This window comes from Devosia sp. 67-54 (assembly GCF_001899075.1).
Taxonomy (GTDB): Bacteria; Pseudomonadota; Alphaproteobacteria; order Rhizobiales; family Devosiaceae; genus Devosia_A.
The window spans coordinates 43,953-63,542 of record NZ_MKVA01000006.1; the positions used below are offsets into that span (position 1 = coordinate 43,953).

General features: G+C 67.9%; 18 protein-coding genes. 10 read left to right on the forward strand and 8 right to left on the reverse strand.

What is annotated here, in order from left to right:
- Positions 1 to 57: 57 nt before the first annotated feature.
- The 7 genes from BGO82_RS11585 to BGO82_RS11615 form a co-directional block, all read right to left on the reverse strand.
- Positions 58 to 1,353 (reverse strand): sugar ABC transporter substrate-binding protein, encoded by a 1,296-nt coding sequence (locus BGO82_RS11585; protein WP_291305754.1) that lies wholly within the window; start codon positions 1,351 to 1,353, stop codon positions 58 to 60.
- 163 nt (positions 1,354 to 1,516) lie between these two features.
- On the reverse strand, positions 1,517 to 2,647 hold the full coding sequence (locus tag BGO82_RS11590; protein ID WP_291305755.1) for a glycoside hydrolase family 172 protein: 1,131 nt from the start codon (positions 2,645 to 2,647) through the stop codon (positions 1,517 to 1,519).
- 33 nt (positions 2,648 to 2,680) lie between these two features.
- Positions 2,681 to 3,523 carry a carbohydrate ABC transporter permease gene (locus BGO82_RS11595; RefSeq protein ID WP_291305756.1) on the reverse strand — a complete coding sequence of 281 codons (843 nt, stop codon included), beginning with the start codon at positions 3,521 to 3,523 and terminating at the stop codon, positions 2,681 to 2,683.
- Complete coding sequence (locus BGO82_RS11600; protein ID WP_291305757.1) at positions 3,516 to 4,382, reverse strand: sugar ABC transporter permease; 867 nt, start codon at positions 4,380 to 4,382, stop codon at positions 3,516 to 3,518. Before BGO82_RS11600 ends, BGO82_RS11595 begins: the two co-directional genes overlap by 8 nt.
- Before the next feature lie 160 nt (positions 4,383 to 4,542).
- On the reverse strand, positions 4,543 to 5,880 hold the full coding sequence (locus BGO82_RS11605; protein ID WP_291305758.1) for a sugar ABC transporter substrate-binding protein: 1,338 nt from the start codon (positions 5,878 to 5,880) through the stop codon (positions 4,543 to 4,545).
- Positions 5,881 to 5,948: 68 nt separating this feature from the next.
- Positions 5,949 to 6,953 carry a LacI family DNA-binding transcriptional regulator gene (locus BGO82_RS11610; RefSeq protein WP_291305759.1) on the reverse strand — a complete coding sequence of 335 codons (1,005 nt, stop codon included), beginning with the start codon at positions 6,951 to 6,953 and terminating at the stop codon, positions 5,949 to 5,951.
- A 148-nt stretch (positions 6,954 to 7,101) separates the two neighbouring features.
- Positions 7,102 to 7,785, reverse strand: coding sequence for a type 1 glutamine amidotransferase domain-containing protein (locus BGO82_RS11615; protein WP_291305760.1), 684 nt, complete (start codon positions 7,783 to 7,785; stop codon positions 7,102 to 7,104).
- A gap of 92 nt (positions 7,786 to 7,877) precedes the next feature.
- Here BGO82_RS11615 and BGO82_RS11620 point away from each other — a divergent pair, with 92 nt between their 5' ends.
- Positions 7,878 to 8,807 carry an NAD-dependent epimerase/dehydratase family protein gene (locus BGO82_RS11620; protein ID WP_291305761.1) on the forward strand — a complete coding sequence of 310 codons (930 nt, stop codon included), beginning with the start codon at positions 7,878 to 7,880 and terminating at the stop codon, positions 8,805 to 8,807.
- A gap of 49 nt (positions 8,808 to 8,856) precedes the next feature.
- Here the strand turns inward: BGO82_RS11620 and BGO82_RS11625 are convergent, their stop codons facing one another.
- On the reverse strand, positions 8,857 to 9,846 hold the full coding sequence (locus BGO82_RS11625) for a LacI family DNA-binding transcriptional regulator (protein WP_291305762.1): 990 nt from the start codon (positions 9,844 to 9,846) through the stop codon (positions 8,857 to 8,859).
- A gap of 275 nt (positions 9,847 to 10,121) precedes the next feature.
- Here BGO82_RS11625 and BGO82_RS11630 point away from each other — a divergent pair, with 275 nt between their 5' ends.
- From BGO82_RS11630 to BGO82_RS11670, 9 genes are all read left to right on the forward strand, one after another.
- Positions 10,122 to 10,859: a 6-phosphogluconolactonase gene (locus BGO82_RS11630; protein WP_291305763.1), complete on the forward strand. Its 738-nt coding sequence runs from the start codon at positions 10,122 to 10,124 to the stop codon at positions 10,857 to 10,859.
- The gene (locus tag BGO82_RS11635; protein WP_291305764.1) at positions 10,843 to 11,616 is read left to right on the forward strand and encodes an SIS domain-containing protein; all 774 of its coding nucleotides are present in this window, start codon (positions 10,843 to 10,845) and stop codon (positions 11,614 to 11,616) included. The genes BGO82_RS11630 and BGO82_RS11635 overlap by 17 nt, the downstream gene beginning before the upstream one ends.
- Entirely contained in the window at positions 11,613 to 12,752 is a 1,140-nt protein-coding gene (locus BGO82_RS11640) for an amidohydrolase family protein (RefSeq protein WP_291305765.1), read from the forward strand. Before BGO82_RS11635 ends, BGO82_RS11640 begins: the two co-directional genes overlap by 4 nt.
- Positions 12,752 to 14,023 carry an alkaline ceramidase gene (locus BGO82_RS11645; RefSeq protein WP_291305766.1) on the forward strand — a complete coding sequence of 424 codons (1,272 nt, stop codon included), beginning with the start codon at positions 12,752 to 12,754 and terminating at the stop codon, positions 14,021 to 14,023. Before BGO82_RS11640 ends, BGO82_RS11645 begins: the two co-directional genes overlap by 1 nt.
- A gap of 109 nt (positions 14,024 to 14,132) precedes the next feature.
- The gene (locus BGO82_RS11650; RefSeq protein ID WP_291305767.1) at positions 14,133 to 15,440 is read left to right on the forward strand and encodes an extracellular solute-binding protein; all 1,308 of its coding nucleotides are present in this window, start codon (positions 14,133 to 14,135) and stop codon (positions 15,438 to 15,440) included.
- Between the two features lie 157 nt (positions 15,441 to 15,597).
- A complete protein-coding gene (locus tag BGO82_RS11655) occupies positions 15,598 to 16,485 on the forward strand; it encodes a sugar ABC transporter permease (protein WP_291305768.1) in 888 nt (295 codons plus the stop codon).
- Positions 16,482 to 17,369 carry a carbohydrate ABC transporter permease gene (locus BGO82_RS11660; protein WP_291305769.1) on the forward strand — a complete coding sequence of 296 codons (888 nt, stop codon included), beginning with the start codon at positions 16,482 to 16,484 and terminating at the stop codon, positions 17,367 to 17,369. Before BGO82_RS11655 ends, BGO82_RS11660 begins: the two co-directional genes overlap by 4 nt.
- The gene (locus BGO82_RS11665; RefSeq protein WP_291305770.1) at positions 17,366 to 18,556 is read left to right on the forward strand and encodes a hypothetical protein; all 1,191 of its coding nucleotides are present in this window, start codon (positions 17,366 to 17,368) and stop codon (positions 18,554 to 18,556) included. The genes BGO82_RS11660 and BGO82_RS11665 overlap by 4 nt, the downstream gene beginning before the upstream one ends.
- Positions 18,553 to 19,578, forward strand: coding sequence for a Gfo/Idh/MocA family oxidoreductase (locus BGO82_RS11670; RefSeq protein ID WP_291305771.1), 1,026 nt, complete (start codon positions 18,553 to 18,555; stop codon positions 19,576 to 19,578). Before BGO82_RS11665 ends, BGO82_RS11670 begins: the two co-directional genes overlap by 4 nt.
- Positions 19,579 to 19,590: the final 12 nt, after the last annotated feature.

Sequence of the window (19,590 nt, forward strand, 5' to 3'; positions counted from 1 at the left end):
GGAGCTTGTTCCACCAGGGATCGGGACGGGAGCCGAAGCCCCCGCCCCGCGGGAGGTTTATTGCGCGGCGCGCGTCAGGATTTCGGTCGCGTCCGACTGCGCGGTCTTTTGCGCATCGGCGGCCGAGAGCTGGCCGAACTGCATGGCCTCGAGCGTCTTTTGCAGCGATTCCGAGAATTCCTGTCCGCCCAGCACCACCGGGAAGCCCTTCGCATTGGCGAGCGTCTCGGTATAGCCCTTGAGGAAGGCGTCGCTGTCGAGCTTGTCCTTGAACGCGGCGCCGTCCGAGGTGCGCGACGGCAGGATGCCCATCGACATCAGGATGTCACCCATCGCCGAGGCGCCGTTCGGACCGGAAGTCGGCCCGTTGAGCCAGCTCAGGAAATCCCACGCCGCCTTCTGCTCGTCGGCTGAGGCCTTGGCGTTGACCACGGTCATCCAGGAATACGAGATCGAGCGCGCTTTGTCGCCCGACGGACCGACCGGGATCGGCGCAGTCGCGACATCGGCGAAATTGTCGCCCATGCCGGCCTTCAGCGCCGATTCCCACCAGTTCGCCATGATGATCATGCCGGTCTTGCCCGACACGAAATTGTCGAGGAACGGGCCCGTGGTGTTGGCGTCCGCGGTGGCCATCTGCGGGTCGGAATAGCCCGATTTGATCAGCTTCTCGTAGAGCTCGAAGGTCTCCGTCGCCTGCTTGCTGTCGAGCGTCGGCTTGCCGTCGACCACCAGGTCGCCGCCGTTCGAGACGAGCAGCGAGGCGAATGGGTGGAGCACGCCCGCCGCCCACGAATTGATCATGCCGAAGCCCTGCTGGCCCTTGCTCTTGTCGGTCAGCTTCTGCGCATCGGCCAGGAGTTCGTCCCAGGTCTTGGGCGCATCGGCGATGCCGGCGGCGGCGAACAGCTTCTTGTTGTAATTGAGGGCGTAGACGTCGATCTCGTTGGGGATGCCGTAGAGCGTGCCGCCGATCGAGGCCGCGCCGACGACGCCCGCCGGCCAGTTCGCCTTGGTGTCGGCCGCGATCGCGTCGGGCACCGGCGCCACGAGCTTGTCCTTGGCCAGATCCGGCAGCCACGCATCGTAGATGCCGGCGATGGTCGCGCCGTCCGAGCCGCCGCCGGACGAGCGCAGCGTGGTCAGCAGATCGCCGAACGGCACGGCGCGAACCGTGATCTTGGTGTCCGGATGGTCCTTGGAATAGGCCGCCGCCGCGGCCTCCAGCTTGGCGACCGTATCGGGACCCCAATGGGTGAGGAATGAAACGTCCGCCGCCTGGACGAGGGCGGTCGTGGACAGAAGGATGGCGGCCGTGCCGGCGGCACGTGCGAAAGTCCGAAGCAATTGCATGTGGAGTCTCCCTGCGCGCAGCCGGCCATATGCCGTCTGACGAGACGTACGTTATGACGTTATAACGACTTCTGGCAAGTGAGCATTTGTCGCGCGCTGCTGCGGACCTCCGAACGCCGCAGGTCGTCACTGCGCCGGGAAGCGGCGCCGCTTCCCGCGACGGTCAGACGATTTCGAGATAGTCGCGGTGCGGCAGTTCCGGGAAGGGTGCCGTGGGCAGCGTCTGGTACCAGAAGGCGACCGAGGCGATGTCGTCCTGCAGCGGCAGATAGCGGCGGTCGGTCTTTTCGGTGCGCCAGCCCAGCGCCTGGATGGTGACGCGCAGATCGGACGCAAAGCGCACCGGGTCGGTCAGGTGCCAGCGATACATGCCGAAGCGCTGCTGGCTGCGATAGGTGCCGTCGGGCCTGAGCACCTGCGGCAGGCCGGAATAGGGCGTGGTGAATTCGCGGTAGCGGCTCGGCATGGTGTCGTCGACATTGCCGCCGTCGAAATTGTACGCGCCGCAGAAATAATCCTCGGTGCCGGTGCCGCAGATGGTGGGAAAGGCCTTGTCGCCGTCCATGAAGAACTTGATTTCACCTTCGCCCCACCAGCCGGAACTGTTGACGCCCCACGCCATGTAGGTGCCGACATAGTGGCCGCGCCCCTCGATGCCGTCGACGATGGTGTAGTCGGCCTTGAACGGCAGCGGATTGGTGCGGCGGAACTGCGCATGGAAATACGCGGCATCCTCCGGCACGTCGGTCAGGGTGTAGTTGATCTGGTAGTAGATGATGCCGAAATTTTCGGGATCGCGGTTTTCGATCTCGATGCGCGCCGCCTTGCGGAACGGCATTTCCCAATAGCAGTTGAAGGCGCGGCCCGGGTTGACGCAAACGGCAAGCGAGCTCACCTGCGCATACTGGTTCCAGCCGCAGCAGAAGAAGTCGCCGAGCGGCGAGACCACCGAGGGCTGCTCCTGGTCGTCCCACCAGATCCTTAGGATCAGGTCGCGCCAGCGCAGATTGGCCGAGGTCAGCCAGATCTGCTGGATGGCGCCCGAGCCGCGAATCTCGCCGAGCACCCGCGTTTCGCCCGGCTCAATGCGGATCGAGGGCGACACCTTCCAGCCCTGCACGCCGCCATCCTGCCCGAGGCCGCGCGCATGCACGGCGCCGGTGCCCTCGACGGCCATGCCGCCCTTGCCCTTTTCGCCACTGAAATTCTCCGGCGAGATCGAGCGCGTCTGCGCGTCAGACAGGCGATAGAGGGTGCTGAGGCTGACACCGAGGCCATTGAACGAAGTGGGCATTGCGATGGGTCCGTTGCTGGGAAACGCGAAGGCTTACTTGAGTCCGCTGGTCTTGATCGATTCCATGATCTGCTTCTGGAACACGATGAACACCAGCAGCATCGGCGCCGCAACGATGGTCGAAGCGGCCATGATGTAGTTCCACGACGAGGCGTACTGGCTGCGGAAGCTGGCGATGCCGACCTGTACCACCCACAGGCTCTGGTCGCTGGTGGCGGTCAGCGGCCACAGGAACGAGTTCCAGTTGGCGAGAAAGAACAGGATCGCGAGCGAGGCGATGATCGGCCGGCTGAGCGGCAGGATGACGCTCCAGTAGATGCGCCAATAGCTGGCGCCGTCGACGATCGCCGCCTCCTCGAGCTCGCGTGGCAGCGCCAGGTAATACTGGCGCAGCAGGAAGATGCCGAAGGCGTTGAAGATCGCCGGCACGATCAGTCCGGCATAGGAATTGAGCATGCCCATGCTGCGCACCACGATGAACAGCGGCACGATGATGACGGGCAGCGACACGAGGAAGGTGGAAAAGATGGCGAGGAAGATCGCCTCGCGTCCGGGGAAGCGCAGCCGGGCGAGGGCGTAGCCGGCCATGCTGTGGAACCACAGCGCGATGATCGTGACCGCGGCCGAGACCACGAAGCTGTTGAACAGATAGCGCAGGAACGGCACTTCCGTCAGCACATAGACGAAGTTCTTGAGGCTCGGCGCCTTCGGCCAGAAGGTCGGCTGGAACACTTCGGCCTGGCTCTTGAACGAGATGGTCAGCATCCACAGCAGGGGAAAGATCGTCATCAGCGCCAGCACCAGCGTCACCAGCATCCAGACGATGCGGACGAGGTCGAGCTGGCGCCGTGACAGCAGGGTGGTGGCGTTATTCATAGTTGAAGCGCCCGCCCCGCGTCATCAGGAACAGCACCGCCGTCGCCAGCAGCAGCAGCACCACGACGATCGACGCCATGGCCGCGGCGTAGCCGAAGGCGGAATACTGGAAGGCCTGCTGATAGACGTAGAAGATCAGCACCGAAGTGGCGTTGGCCGGCCCGCCCTTGGTCATCACATAGATGAGGTCGAAGGCCTGCGACCCGGCGACCGAGGCGACCAGCGAGATCAGCAGCACGAAGAAGCTGGTGGGCCTCAGCAGCGGCAGCGTGATGTTCCAGAACGACTGGATGCGGCCGGCGCCGTCGATCTCGGCGGCTTCGTAATATTCGCGCGGAATGTCCTGCAGGCCGCCGATGAAGATCAGCATGTAAAAGCCCATCAGGAACCATACCGTGACGACGAGCGTGGTGTAGAGCGCGACGTTCGGGCTGCCGAGCAGCGAGATGCCGGTGATGCCGACCATGGCGAGCAGGCGCGGCAGCAGCCCGACCTTGTCCGAGCTGAGCAGCAGCCAGACGAGGCCGATGACCACGAGGCTCACCATCTGCGGCGCAAAGAACATGGCGCGCATCACCGTATTGAAGCGGTTGGAGCGCTGCACGAGGAGCGCAAGGCCGAGCCCGGAGACGTAGAGCGAGGGCACCAGCAGCACCATGTAGGTGAGGGTGACGCCGAGGCAGCGCCAGAACACCTGGTCGGCCAGCATCTTCTGGTAGTTCGTCAGGCCGACGAAGCTCAGCTGGCCGAAACCGTTGACGTCGAAAAAGCCCATCGTCAGCGCCAGCAGCATGGGCAGGCCGACGAAGACCAGAAGGCCGAGGAAATCGGGGGCGACGAAAAGATAGCCCGCAAGCATTTCGCGCTGGCGATTGGAAAGGCCGGCACGGGCCGCAGCCGGGGGAGGGGCGCTGCGGGAGGTGGCGGCCGGTATCGACGCGGGGCTTACGGGCATAGTGGGTTGAGGCCTTTTTGCGCTGGCCCCGTCCGGCAGGCTGCCGGACGGGGCCAGGCGTGCATCACAGCATCGGCGCGCCCTTGTAGGAGGCAAGGAACGTGTCGAGCAGTGCCGAGGCGTCGGCCGCCGCCTTCTCCGGTTCGACGCCGCCCAGCATGGCAGCCTGGATGGCATCCGAGATGATCTTGTAGGCTTCGGGCGGCAGCCGCGGCTCGCCGCGGGCGCCGGGATAGACCTCGTCGGCGAAGAATTTGAGCCCGCCCTGGCCATAGGCAGCCTTGCCCGCCTCGATGGCGCTCTGGCGCGGCGGCATGTCGGACTTGGCCACCGTGCACCAGTCGACGATGCGCTGCACCGAATCCGGCGACTTGGAGGCCAGCGCCCAGGCGATGAACTTGCCCGCCGTCTCGGGATCCTTGCCCTTGGCGTTGGCGACGAAGGCCCAGCCGCCGCCGACCGTGACGTATTTTCCGCCGGCCGGAATCGGCAGCTTGAACATGCCGAAGGGCACGTCGGGTGCCTTCTGCTCCATGGCGGCGATGCCCCAGATGCCGCAATTCTGCATGGCGCAATAGCCGGCGCCCATGTTGGCCACGATGTCGAAGCCGCCGGCATTGATCTGGCGCGGCGCGCTGCCGGAATCGATCGCATCCTTCCAAAGCTTCAGCGCGGCGATCACCGCCGGGGAGTTGAAGCCGCTCTTGCCGTCAGCGGTCTGGAACTCGCCGCCGCCCTGCCACATGAACGGGTACCAGGTGAAGTTCTGGTAGTAGCCGGGGTTGGTGTCGAACAGCAGACCATAGCGGTCGGACGTGGTAAGCTTCTTGCCCAGCTCCAGCAGCTCGTCCCAGGTCTTGGGAACGTCGTTCTCGTTCAGCCCGGCGTCCTCGAAGGCCTTGACCGAATAGTAGAAGGCCATCGGCTCGACTTCCATCGGCACGCCGTAGATCTTGCCGTCGACCTTGCGGGTGCCCATCACCGCCTCGGGGAAGTCCTTCTGCACCTCGGGGTCGATGAACGGCGTCAGATCGAGCAACGCCCCGCCATTGTAGTAGCGCAGGAAATCGCCGGGCGAGATCAGGAACAGGTCGGGGCCCTGGCCCGAGGCGAACGCGGTCGAGAGCTTGTTGCCCTGCATGTAGTCGACCAGATAGTCGAGCTCGACCTTGGTGTCGTTGGCGGCGTTCCAGTCGGCGGCCATCTTGGTCCACCACTCGACCTGCGCCTTGGGCTGCTCGCTGTCCGGCGCGTAGAAGTTCCAGAAATTGAGCGTCTTGCCCTGGGCGTAGGCGCTGCCCACCAGCGGCAGGCCGGCGAGACCGGCCGCGCCGAGCGCGGCGCCGCCCTTCAGGATATCGCGGCGGTTGAGGCCGCGCGGCATGTTGGCGTCGTTACTCATCGATACTCCTCCTCTTGGCTGTTTGCGGCGGCTGCGGTGTCCTCCCTGCCGCCGATCCGTTCAGGTCCTCATGCGGATTCGAAGATTTGCAGCACGCACTCCATCACCTCGGTGCGCGCCGGGCCGGTGTAGCGCCCGGCAAGCCGCTCGAGCAGCATTTCGGCGGCGCGCTGCGCCAGCACCGATGGGCTCTTGCCGGCGCGGGTGAGGCGCGGCCGCACATATTCGAGCTGCGGCAGGTCGTCGAAGACGGCGACCGCGATGTCGTCGGGCACGCGCACGCCCTGGTCGTGGAACTCGGTGAGCGCGCCCATCGCCATCAAATAGTTGGCAAAGAACACCGCGGTCGGCCGCGCCTTGCCCTTGAGGCCGATCAGCCAGCGCGCCGCCTCGCGGCCCGAAGGCGGCAGGTACGTGCCCTCGAAGCGCAGCGCTTCGTCGGGCGCGACGCCGCTGTCGCGGAGGCCGGCCTCGAAGCCGTCGGCGCGCGCCATGGCTTCGGCGAAGATAGCCGGCCCGGTGACGTGGGCGATGCGGGTGTGGCCCCGCCGGGCGAGATGCGTACCGATCAGGTGGCCGCCGCCGAAATCGTCGAGCTTGACGCTGTCGACCGCATGGTTGGGCAAATTGCCGATGAACACCGCCGGGATGTCGAGATCGAGCAGCGCGTCGTGGATGCCGTGCAGCGCGAAATCGCCGACGATCACGCCGTCGACGTTCCGCAACTGCACCTGGCGCAGGTATTCGCGCCCATGTTCCTGTGAATGGCCGCCCGGCACATCGGTGTTGAACACCAGCGTGTCGAAGCCGTCGCCCTCCAGCGCGCTCTGGGCGATCTTCACCAGCTCGGGGAAATACGGGTTGCGGATGTCGGGGATGAGCATGGCCACCAGATTGGTGCGCCCGGTCCTGAGGCTGCGCGCCTGCGGGTTGGGCCGGTAGCCCATCTCGGCGATCGCGGCCTCGACCTTCTCGCGCAGTGGCTTGGAGACGCGGTCGGCATGGTTGATGACGTGCGACACCGTCGTCCGCGACACCCCCGCCCGCTCCGCCACTTTCGCGATCGTGCTCATGAGAGGGAGTCGTAGAGCCACCTAAATCGATTTGCAAATGGATTTGTGAAAGGATTTGCCGAGGGCGGGCAGAGGGATTCGGGCGGTGATGGGCGCGCAGGGAGAGGCGTGACCCAGGGCTGGCGCGCCTATGGGCGCGGCGCCGGGCTCACAGCAGCGCGGCGATCTTCTCGGCCGTCAGCCTGGCCGAAAACGGATTCTGCCCGGTCACGAGACGGCCGTCCGCGACGGCGAAGGGCAGGTTGGGCAGGAGCGCCTTTTCGTAGAGCGCCCCCGCCTTCTTCATTTCGGCTTCGGCGTTGTACGGCACCTTGCCGGCGACGCCGGCGAGGATTTCCTCCGCCCAGGCAAAGCCGGTCACGCGCCTGCCGGCGACGAGCAGCCGCCCGTCGGACAGCCGGACATGCAGCAGGCCGCAATAGCCGTGGCACACCGACGACACGATGCCGCCTTGCTCCCAGATGCTGCGCGTCAGGCCCTGCAGCGTCTCGTCATTGGGAAAGTCCCACATCACCGCATGCCCGCCCGTGAAGTAGATGGCGTCGAACTGTGCGGCGTCGATGTCGCGCGCCGGGATCGTCTCCGCCAGCAGCGCCATGCGCGCCGGATCGTCCAGCCAGGCTTTTGCGGAGCGGTCGAGCAGCGGCCATTTGAGGGCGCGCGGTTCGAGCGGCGCCCGCCCGCCTTTCGGGCTCGCGATCTGCTGCTCGTAGCCCCTGGCCTCGAACAGATCGTAGGCATGGGTGAGTTCCGACAGCCACAGCCCGGTCGGCTCGTCCGGATCGGCGTAGTGCGCGACATTGGTCACGACGTGGAGGATGCGCTTGCTCATGTTCTTCTCCCGCTCCGGCGTCCATCGTAAGCTGCGGCGCGCGTTCGCGGTCAAGTGGCGGACGGCGGGCAGCCTTGTGGAAGGAAACGCACATGCAGGCGATCTTGGGGGCATCCGGGCAGATCGGCCGGGAACTGGCGCTCGCCCTCAAGCGCGACGTCACCAGCGACATTCGCCTCGTGAGCCGAAACCCGAGGAAGGTCAACGAAACCGACAGCCTGCTTGCGGCCGATTTGCTCGACGCCGGGGAGACCGCGCGGGCGGTCGCGGGCGCCGAGATCGCCTTCCTGACCGCCGGCCTGCCGATGGACACCGGCCTGTGGGTCGCGCAGTGGCCGGTGATCATGACCAATGTCATCGACGCCTGCGCCCGTGCGGGCACCCGGCTGGTGTTCTTCGACAACACCTACATGTATCCGCAGACCAGCCAGCCGCAGACCGAGGAAACGCCGTTTCAGCCCTGCGGCAAAAAGGGCGAGGTTCGCGCCGCGATCGCGCGGCAACTGCTCGCCGCGATGGAACAGAAGCGCCTGTCCGCAATGATCTGCCGGGCGCCGGAATTCTACGGGCCGGGCCGGACGCAAAGCATCACCAACACCTCGATCATCGACCGCCTGAAGCAGCACCGGCCGGCGCAGGTGCTGCTGCGCGACGATACGCTGCGCAGCCTCATCTACACGCCGGACGCGAGCCGGGCCCTGGCGCGCCTGGGCAACACCCCCGACGCCTGGGGCCAGACCTGGCATCTTCCCTGCGACGATCATCGCCTCACCAGCCGGGAGTTCATCGGCCTTGCCGCGGAGATCTTCGGCACCAGCCCGCGCTACCGGGTTCTCAAGCGCTGGCAAGTGCAATTGGCGAGCCTGTTCAGCCCCGCCATTCGCGATGCGTCGGAGCTCCTGCCGCGCTACGCGGCCGACAACATCTTCGTCTCCGACAAGTTCAAGGCGCGCTTTCCCGACTTTCGCGTCACCAGCTTCCGCGACGGACTGTCCGCCATACGCAACGACCCCGCGCCATAGCGCGCCTCGTTCGCCGCCCACCCGACGATCCGCTCTGCCCTGTCGCGTTCTAGCCCTGGCGCCGGTTCGCGGCCGCCGGCGCCGTGGTTTCGCGCACCACCAGATGCGTCTCGAGCACGTAGCGCACGTCGTGCACGGCGCGGGTGGTCATGATGTCGAGCAGCAGGCGGGTGGCGATCTGGCCGGCCTCGCCGGCGCGGTTGGAGACGGTGGTGAGCGCCGGGTAGGTGGTGGCGCCCACCACGTCATCGCAGCCGACCACCGCGACGTCGCGCGGCACCCGTACCCCCCGTTCGCGGAACTCCGCCAGCATGCCCTGCGCCGTCAGGTCGTCGAATGCCACCGCCGCCGTGGCCCCGCCCTCGAGCACGAACGACACCGCGCGCTGCCCGGCCTCGTAGCTGGGCACCTGCGCCGCCATGGTGATGACGTCGAGGTCGAGTTCGGCCGCCGTCTTCTTCACCGCGGCGCGGCGCTGCTTGTTCGACCACGAGCTCGACGGACCGCTGACATAGGCGATGCGCCGGTGTCCCTGCTGCGCCAGATACGCCACCGCCTCCGCCACGCCCGAGCCGGAATCGATCAGCACCCTGGGAATGCCCGCCACGTCGCGGTTGATCAGCACCAGCGGCTTGACCTCGGCGAAGGCGCGGATGCGCTCGTCGGACAGGCGGGGAGAGGCGAGCACGATGCCCTCGACCTGCCCGGAGAAACGGCCGAGCAGCTTCTCTTCCTGCCGTGGATCTTCGTCGCTGTTGCCCAGGAACACGCAGTAATCCTGGTGGTCCGCCTCGTTCTGCACCGACCGGATCATCGGCGGAAAGAACGGATTGGCCACGTCCGGCACCACCAGCGCCAGATTGCCGTGCCTGCCGGTGCTGAGCGCGCGGGCGCTGTGGTTGGGCGTATAGCCCAGCTTCTCGGCCGCCTCGCGGATACGCGCCACCGTCTCGGGGCTGAGCATTTCCGGCCGGCTGAAGGCGCGCGATACGCTCGAGCGGTTGACCCCCACGGCGGCGGCCACCTGGTCGATCGTCACCGATCCCTTTTCCGGCTTGCCGATGATCGCAGGCCTCCCGCGCAAATGCTCCAGTGCCGCCGGACGGCGTGCCACCGCATGCCGGAAGCCCTAGACCGCCATTCTCGTTCCGGCAACAGCTTTTCCTCCGCTTGACATGCAACCGGTTGCATGAAAACGTGCATGTCGTCGCCCGGCGGTTCCCGGTGGGCGGCCACCGGATACAAGTGGAGCCGTCGATGGTGCTGGCCGCTTCCCGAGCGGAGCCGTCTCGTCCTGTCCGCCAGATCGGCCGGATGCGCGTCGAGAGCTATGCGAGCCGCGAGGCCATGGCTGCCGCCGGCAGCGCCGCCGTCGCCGCGACCATCCGGCAATTGCTGGCCGGCCAGCCTGCCGTCCGCATGATCTTCGCCGCTGCCCCCAGCCAGGCCGAAATGCTGGCGGCGCTCGCCGCCGCGCCGGGCATCGACTGGTCCCGCATAACGGCGTTCCACATGGACGAATATGTCGGCCTGCCGGCGGCCGCGCCCGAGCGCTTCGCCGCCTGGCTCGACCGCAATCTGTTCCTTCGCGTGCCGTTCGGCGCCGTGCACCGCATCGTGCCCGAGCCCGATCCGGCGAAGACGGCGCGCGACTACGCGGCGGCGCTCGCCGCGGCCCCCATCGACGTCGTCTGCCTCGGCATCGGCGTCAATGGCCACATCGCCTTCAACGATCCCCCGGTCGCCGATTTCGCCGATCCGGATGACGTCAAGATCGTGGCGCTCGACGACGTCTGCCGTCAGCAGCAGGTCGACGACAAATGCTTCGTCCGCTTCGACGACGTGCCCGAGAAGGCGGTGACCCTCACCATTCCGCGGCTGTTGCGCGCTGGCCGGCTGTTCTGCGTCGTCCCCGGCGCCTCCAAGCGCCAGGCCGTGCGCGAGGCGCTCTACGGGCCGGTCACCACCGCCTGTCCCGCCAGCATCCTCAGGCAGGCCGACTGCACCCTCTATCTCGATCCGGAGTCCGATCCCGATGTCCGCGAGCCTTGATGCCGACGCCCTGTGCGCGGGCTATTTCGAGACCACCACGGCGCTGATGCGGCGCATCCTCGACGAGGAGTCGGAGCCGCTGCAGCAGGCGGCGTCGCGCCTCGCCGACCAGGTCGCGGCCGACCGCCTCATCCACATCTTCGGCCCGGGCGGGCACTCCAACCTCGCCTCGCAGGAGGTGTTCTTCCGCGCCGGCGGCCTCATGCATGTGAGCGCCATTCTCGACGAAGGCACGCTGCTGTCCAACGGCGCGCTGCGCTCGATGGCCATCGAGCGGCTGCCCGGCTACGGCAAGATCGTCATCACCAACCAGGAGCTGGGCGAGGGCGATCTGCTGATCCTCGCCAACGCCTATGGCATCAATGCCGCGCTGATCGACGCCGCGCTCGAGGCGAAGCGGCGCGGCGCGTTCCTTATCGGCGTCAGCTCGCGCGAGCATGCGAGCAAGACCTCGCCCGATCACCCGGCGCGTCATCCCACCAGGCAGAATCTGCACGACCTCGTCGACATCGCCATCGACACCAAGGTGCCCATCGGCGACGCCGTGGTGCAGGTCCCCGGCATGGGCGGTCCGATCGCCGCCATTTCCACCTTCGCCAACGCCTTCGCGCTCAACTGTCTCGTCATCCGCACCGTCGCGGCGCTGGTCGAGCGCGGCATCGAGCCGCCGGTCTGGCGCAGCGGCAACGCCCCGGGCGGCGATGCGGCCAATGCCCGCTTCATCGACCGCTTCCGCGGTCGAGTCAGGGCATTGTGAGCGCCCGCACCACCATCATCGGACGCGACCCGGCGAGCGGCGCCGGCATTGCCGTCGAGCTCGATGCCGGCCGCATTGCCGCCATCCGGCCGGCATCGGCGCCCGCCGGCGCCTGGCTCTCCGCCGGCCTCGTCGACCTGCAGGTCAACGGCTATGGCGGCCTCGATCTCAACGCTCCCGGCCTCACGCCGGAAATGGTCGCCGACCTCGTCGCGATGCTGGCGCGGCTCGGCACCACCACGTTCCTCCCCACGCTGATCACCGCCACCGAGGCGCAGATCACCACCGCACTGCGCACCATCGCCGAAGCCCGCCGGCGCTTTCCCGCCGTGGCGCACGCCGTGCCGGGCGTGCACGTCGAGGGCCCCTCGATCTCGCCGCAGGACGGTCCGCGCGGCGCCCATCCGGCCGAGCACGTACGCGCGCCCGACCTCGCCGAGTTCGAGCGCTGGCAGGCTGCCGGCGGCGGATTGGTGAAGCTCGTCACCCTCGCGCCCGAACATGCCGGCGCGCCTGATTACATTCGCGCGCTGACCGCGCAGGGCGTCATCGTCGCCCTCGGCCACAGCGCCGCGACCCCCGACCAGATCCGGGCGGCCGTCGATGCCGGCGCGCGCCTCTCGACGCATCTGGGCAACGGCGTCGCCGCCACCCTGCCGCGCCATCCCAATCTCCTCTGGACGCAACTGGCCGACGACCGGCTCACCGCGAGCTTCATCGCCGACGGCCACCATCTGTCGGCCGACGCCTTCCGCGCCATGCTGCGCGCCAAGGGCCGCGACCGCGCCATCCTCGTCTCCGACAGCGTGGCGCTCGCCGGCCAGCCGCCGGGCCGCTATCGCCAGCCGGTCGGCGGCGATGTCGAAATTTCCGCCGACGGCCGCATCGGCGTCGCCGGCACGCCCTATCTCGCCGGCGCCGGCCTGCCGCTGGCCGCCGACCTCGCGCGCGCCATGGCGATGGCCGGGCTCACCGCGCAGGAGGCGCTGCCGCTCGTCACCGAAAATCCCGGGCGCCTTCTCGGCATGCACGGCCGCCTCGCGATCGGTGAACCGGCCGACCTCGTGCTGTGGCGCGCCGAGGGCGATACGCTCGCCGTCGACACGGTCTGGGTCGCCGGGCAGGAGGTCCGCTGATGGCGCTGCGGGCAGGGGCTGCCATCGTCGACATCACACCGCCCATCGGCCTGCTGATGGCCGGCTTCGGCGCGCGCACCGCGCCCGCTGTCGGCGCCCACGATCCGCTGACGGTCCGGGCGCTGGCGGTCGACGACACCGCCATCGTCGTCGCCGACATCATCGGCATCGACCAGGAGCTGTCGCAGCGCGTGCGCGAGGCCTGCGTGCTGCCGGCCGAGCGCGTGGTGATTACGGCACTGCACAATCACGGCGGCCCGGCCGTCGAGCGCGGCCCGGGCACGCAGCCGGTCGACGCCGCCTATATGCGCCGCCTCGAGGCCGCCTTGGTCACGGCCATCGACAGCGCCGTCGCGGCGCAGCGCCCCGCCACATTGTCGATCGGCATGGGCGCCGACCCCGATGTCGGCCGCAATCGCCGCCACGCCGGCGGCATCGCCGATCGCGCTCTGCCGGTGCTGCGCCTGCGCGGCGACGACGGCAAGGTCTTCGCCGTGCTGGTCTCCTACGCCTGCCACCCGGTAACGCTCGGCGCCGACAATCTGCTGTGGACCGCCGACTATCCGCACTACGTTCGCAGCACGATCGAGGCGGCCTGTCCCGGCGCCGTCGCCATCTTCGCCACCGGCTGCTGCGGCGACGTCAACACTGGCCACAGCGCCTACGCCTCGCAGACGCTGGCCGCCAGCAACGACCGCACCTTCGCACGCGCTGCGGAGCTCGGCCGTCGCATCGCCGAGGCCGCGCTCGCTGCGCCGGAAACGCCCATCGATGGGCCGGTGACCGCCGCCGACGCCATGGTCGAGGTCGCGCTGCATCGCCGCGAGGCGGAGCCGCTGCCCGAGCTCGCGGCGCGCTGGACCGCCGAAGCCAGGGCGCATCCCGAGCGCGCCGCGTTGCTCGGCGCCTGGGCCGACTGGGCCCACAACTGGAACGGCAGTCCGGTCGACGGAAATTGGACCGGCCGGGTCTCGGCGCTGCGCTGGGCCGGCGTGCCCATCGTCGCGCTGCCCGGCGAAATCTTCACCGAAACGGCGCTGTCCATCCGGACGGCGCTCGGCAACGGGCCGGCTTTCGTTCTCGAGCTGGCCGACGCGTCGCCCGGCTACATTCCGCCGCGCAGCGAGTTTGCGTTCGGCGGCTACGAGGTCGAGGAGGCGCATCGCTATATCGGGATGCCGGGCACGTTCGCGCCCGGCACCGCCGAAAAACTGGCAGACGCGGCATGCGCGCTGCTGGGCAAGGAGAGAGCGTCGCGTTCGCCCGGCTAGGCATCTGGACAGCCGTTTGCGCGCTTGACACCGCAACCGGTTGCATAGAAGCTTCGTCAGGGTGGGCGAGGGGCTGCAGGCTTTCAACAAGGCAAGGCAGGAGAATATCATGAGCAGGGAACACAAGTCTGAGCGGCCGGCGGGCATCACCCGCACCGCGATCTTCGGCGCCACGCTCGGCGTGGCGCTTCTGGGCAGCAGCGTTTCGGTGCTGGCCGACCAGATCACGGTCTGGAGCGGCTATCCGGAAATGGCGCCCTTCTACCAGCACGTCGCCGAGGGGCTGAAGGCGCAGTTCCCCGATCTGACGGTGGACGTCGAGGCCATCGGCCTGCGCGATCACGAAAAGCGCGTGGCCCTCGGCATCAGCTCGCAGAATGCCGCCGATGTCATCGAGCTCGCGACCTCGAGTGCCACCCGCTACATGCAGGAAGACCTGCTGCAGCATCCGCCGGCCGATGTCGCCTCCTACGTCCAGGACCCGGCGAACTTCGACAAGTACTTCTCCGACGCCGCGAGCTATAACGGCCAGGTCTACGGCGCGCCGCTGTTCCGCGGCCAGAGCGCGCTCTACTACAACACCGACATGTTCAAGGCTGCCGGCCTCACCGAGCCGCCCAAGACCATGGACGACTACACCAAATATGCCGCCAAGCTCGCCCAGCGCGACGCCAACGGCAACCTCACGGTGTCGGGCTGGTCGATGCGGCTTTCCGGTGGCGGCCAGGGCATCGCCGAAAAGTTCTGGATCAACATGTTCCAGTACGGCGGCAACATCGTCGTGCAGCAGCCCGACGGCAAATGGAAGATGACGCTGGCGACCCCCGAGGGTCACAAGAACCTGGCGCAGTACATCCAGGTCGTGCATGGCGACAAGAGCGACACCATCGAGGCGCCGGCGGATTCCGATGCCTTCGAGCGCGGCCAGACCGCCATGTTCATCCGTGAATCCTGGGTGATCGGCGATATCGCCAAGAAGGCGCCCGATCTCAAATACGCCACCTCGACCCTGCCGATGGGCTCGATCGTCTCGCCGGTGAATCTGTTCGTCGGCAGCGACCAGCACTCGGCCGAGGCGTGGGCCTTCATCAAGGCCGCGACCAGCCCCGAGAACCAGCTGTGGATGCTCGAGAACGTCGGCTGGCTGCCCAACCGGGCCAATCTCGACTACACCGAGATCCTGAAGAAGACGCCGCAATTCGCCGCCTTCGTGCAGCTTCCGAAGGACTACAAGTTCTTCCAGCTGCCCAATATCGGACCGGCCGACGAGTTCCTGACCCGGGTCGCCGCCAAGCTCACCGACGACTTCGCCGACGCCTCGCTGCTCAACAATGATGCGGGCATCGACGCGGCGCTCAAGAGTGCCTCCGACGATGGCGCCGCGGTGCTCGACCGCGCCGGCATCCTCGCGAAGTAGGCTTCCTCCCGCCGGGGGAGCGCTGCGCAGGCACGCTCCCCCGGTTCCTGTTACGGTGGAGCGTCCGGCGTCGGCCGGTCAGGGCCACCGGGTCCGCTGCGCTCCGCCGCCGCGCAGTTCCTTTCATCCCGGCGTGTCCGGACACCAGGAGGGACCCATGCTCGCCCGTCGCCAATGGTTGTTCGCCATGGCCGCCCTGCTGCCCATCCTCGCGATCTTCGCCTGGGTGCGGTTCTACCCGATCGAGGAGACATTGCGCATGTCCCTCCACGAGTGGAACCTGATTTCGAAGACCCGCCCCTTCATCGGCTTCGCCAACTTTCAGGAACTGTTCGGCGACGAGCTGTTCCTCACCGCGCTGTTCAACACCACGGTGATCGCCTTCGGCACGCTGGCCATCACCATTCCCGTCGGCATGGGGATTGCGGCGCTGATCAACTATCGCCTCGGCTCGCGCCTTGCCGGTGTGTTCGAAACCACCACCTTCATTCCCTACATCGTGCCGCTGGTGCCCGCCGCCATGGCGTGGAAGTGGATCTTCGACGCGCGCCTCGGCCCGCTCAACGCCTTCCTGTCGCTGTTCGGCATCTCGCCGCTTTCCTGGCTGTTCGATCCGGTGCTGTCGGTGATCTGCGTCATCGTGCTCTGCGCTTGGCAGGCCATCGGTTACGCCGTGCTGATCTACGTCGTCGGCTTCCGCAACCTGCCCACCAACGTCTTCGAGGCCGCCAAGCTCGACGGCGCCAGCGGCCTGCAGGCCTTCTGGCATGTCGCCGTGCCGCTGCTCCGCCCCATCACCCTCTACGTGTCGGTGGTGACCCTCATCTCCGGCTTCAACGTCTACGCCCAGGCCTACGTGCTCGCCTCGGATGCACAAGGCGCCCCTGGCCGGCAGGTGCGCGTGCTGGTGCTCGACATGCTCGAAAACAGCTTCCGCAATTATCGCGTCGGCTACGCCGCCTCCGAGGCGGTGATCCTGCTGGCGATCGTGCTGCTGCTCACTCTGGTGCAGTTCTCCCTGCTGCGCGAGCGAGGCGCCCGATGACCGTCGTTCCGACCGAGGCTGAAACCCGACCGCTCGTCGCCGAGCCCAGCGCGCCGCGCCGCCCCTTCAGCGCGCTGAACCTCGTCATCGACATCGTGCTGCTGCTGTTCTGCGTGCTGATGCTGCTGCCGCTGCTGTTCCTCATCTCCAACGCCTTCAAGACGCCGCAGGAGATCCTGGCCTGGCCGCCCACGCTCATCCCGCACGATCCCATCGTCAGCAACTTCACCGCCGTGCTCACCACCACGCCGCTGCTGCGCTGGATCGGCAACAGCGCGCTGTTCGCCACGCTCTCGACCATCTGCATCGTCGCCACCTCCTCGGTCGGCGGCTACATCTTCGCCAAGTTCAAGTTCCGCTCGCTGCACGCCATCTTCATCCTGTTCCTCGCCACCGCCATCGTGCCGTTCGAGATCTACATGATCCCGCTCTATTTCCAGGCGCAACAGCTGCACATCCTCAACTCCATCTGGGGCCTGCTGCTTGGCTACATGGTGATGGGCTTCGGCATCTTCCTCATCCGCCAGAACGTCGAGCAGACCATTCCCGACGAGTTGCTCGATGCGGCGCGCATCGACGGCGCCAACGAGCTCGCCATCTTCGTCCTCATCGTGCTGCCGCTGTTGCGCGGTGCGCTGGCGGCGCTGGCCGTGCTCGCCTTCTTCCAGGCCTGGACCGCCTTCGCCTGGCCGCTGATCGTCGGCACCACCAAGGACAGCTACACCATCGAGGTCGGCCTCGCGCTGTTCCAGACCGGCTTCACCATCGACCTCGGCCGGCTCAGCGCCGCCTCCACCATCGTGCTGGTCCCCAGCGTCGTTCTGTTCGCCATCCTGCGCCGCAACTTCGTCCGCGGCATCACCGCCACGGGGCTCAAGGAGTGACCGACGCCGCCTTCATCGCCGCGGCGCGCGACACCTACGTCGCCGCCAATGCCGGCACGCTGCGCTGGATGCTGGCCCGTCCGGCGCTGCATGGCGTCTATCTCAACACCAAGCTCAACAGCATCACGCTCACCGACTATGGCGCCGCCGACGGGGTCCGCGGACCGGACTACATCTATGGCTGGATCCAGGGCCGCGGCCTCGAGGCGCTGGTACGCCACGCCGGCTTCTTCGCCAACCACGACCAAGCGCTCGCCGACGCCCTCGACGCCCGCGGCCGCGCGCTCTACGCCGCGCTGGCGGAGCTGCAGGGCCGCGATGGCCACGCCTATTTCTGCTACGAGGCCGACATGGCGCCCGTCCGCATCGCCGGCGGCCGCCCCGTTCCGCAAGCGCGCGCCGAGGGGGTCTTCACCTACTCCGACGCCTTCGTCGCCAAGGGGCTGGTCGCCGGCGCCGCCCGCTATGCCCCCGCCGAGCTCGGACAGCGCCTCGACTACCTCGACCAGGTGATCGCCGCCATCGAGGCACGCCGCTTCCAGATGGACGAGGCCGCGCCGCTCGCCGCCGCGACCGCCCGCGACCAGGCGCCCGATTTCGGCCCGCGCATGATCCTGCTCGGCGCCGCCGAGCTGCTGGCCGAGCTGGGGGAGGGCGGCCGCCTCGCTTACGCGCAGCGTTTCATCGACCACATCCTCGCCAACCATCTCGACATCGGCTCCGGCCTCCTCGCCAACGTCCCCGGCGAGGATGCGTGCAATGTCGGCCACGCCATCGAGTTCGCCGGCTTCGCCATGGCCTGGCTGGGCGCCGACGCGCCACCCGCGCTCGCCGCCACGCTCGAGCGCATTCTCGTTGCCTCCTTCGAGCGCGGTTTTGTCGGTCCTGGCATTGCGCTTTCGGTCTCGATCGGCAGCGGCGCGGTGCTCAATCCGCTCTGTCCGTGGTGGTCGCTGCCCGAGACCATTCGCACCGCTGCGCTCTGCCATGCCGTTTCCGGCAGCGATGCCACACTCCGCATCTGGCGGCAGGCGCACGACGCCTTCTTCAGCCGCTACTGGCGCGGCGAGCCGGCCATCGCCTACCAGACCCTCGGCACGGACGGCCCGGTCGACTTCGTGCCGGCCACCCCCGACCTCGATCCCGGCTATCACACCGGCCTCAGCCTGCTGGCCGCCATCGCATGACCACCCGCATCGGCATCGTCGGTCTCGGCATGGCTGCCGAGCCGCACGTCCAGGCGCTGCACGCCCTTGGCGATCGCGTCGAAATCGCTGCCGCCTACAGTCCAACACCCGCCCGTCGCGCCGCTTTCGCCGAGCGGCACCGCGTGCCGATCGCCGACAGCGCCGCGGCGATCTTCGCCGACCCCGCGATCGGCACCGTGCTGATCCTGACCCCGCCCAATACCCATCTCGAGCTGGTCGCCGCTGCAGCCCGGGCCGGAAAGAACATTATTCTGGAAAAGCCGCTCGACATCAGCCTCGAGCGCGCCGAAGCCATCGTCGCAACCTGCCGGCAGCAGGGCGTCGCCCTCGGCATCGTCTTCCAGAACCGCTACCGTCCGGCGAGCCGGGCGCTGCTCGAACTGGTGCGGGGCGGCCGCCTTGGCCGGCTGCTCTCGGCGTCCGTCCGCGTCGACAATTGGCGCCCGCAGAGCTATTACGACGAGCCCGGCCGTGGGACCAGGGCGCGCGACGGCGGCGGCGTGCTGCTGACCCAGGCCATCCACACCATCGATCTGTTCCTCGCCGCCACCGGCCTGCCCGACGAGATCGTCGGTCACGCCGCCACCAGTCCCGTGCACCGCATGGAAACCGAGGACGTCGCTGCCGCGCTGTTGCATTTTCCCGGCGGCGCCATGGGCACGCTGAGCGCCACCACCGCGGCCTGGCCCGGACTGCCCGAGCGCATCGACCTTGTCGGCGAACACGGCGCGGCGCAGCTTGTCGGCGCCCATTTCGTCGCCCGCTTCCACGACGGCTCGTCCGTCACCGCCGGCGCGCCGCCCGCCGAAACCGGTGCCGTGGTGCCGGTCATGGCGGCCGGCCACGAGCTGCATCAGGCGCTGATCGAAGAGTTCCTCGCCGCCCTCGACACCGGCCGCCCCCCGCCGGTCGGCGGCGACGATGCGCTCAACGCCCACCGCGTCATCGACGCCATCCTGCGCTCGTCCCTCGAGCACCGTCCGGTCCGCCTCGTCCCGTAGGGCGGGGTGCGT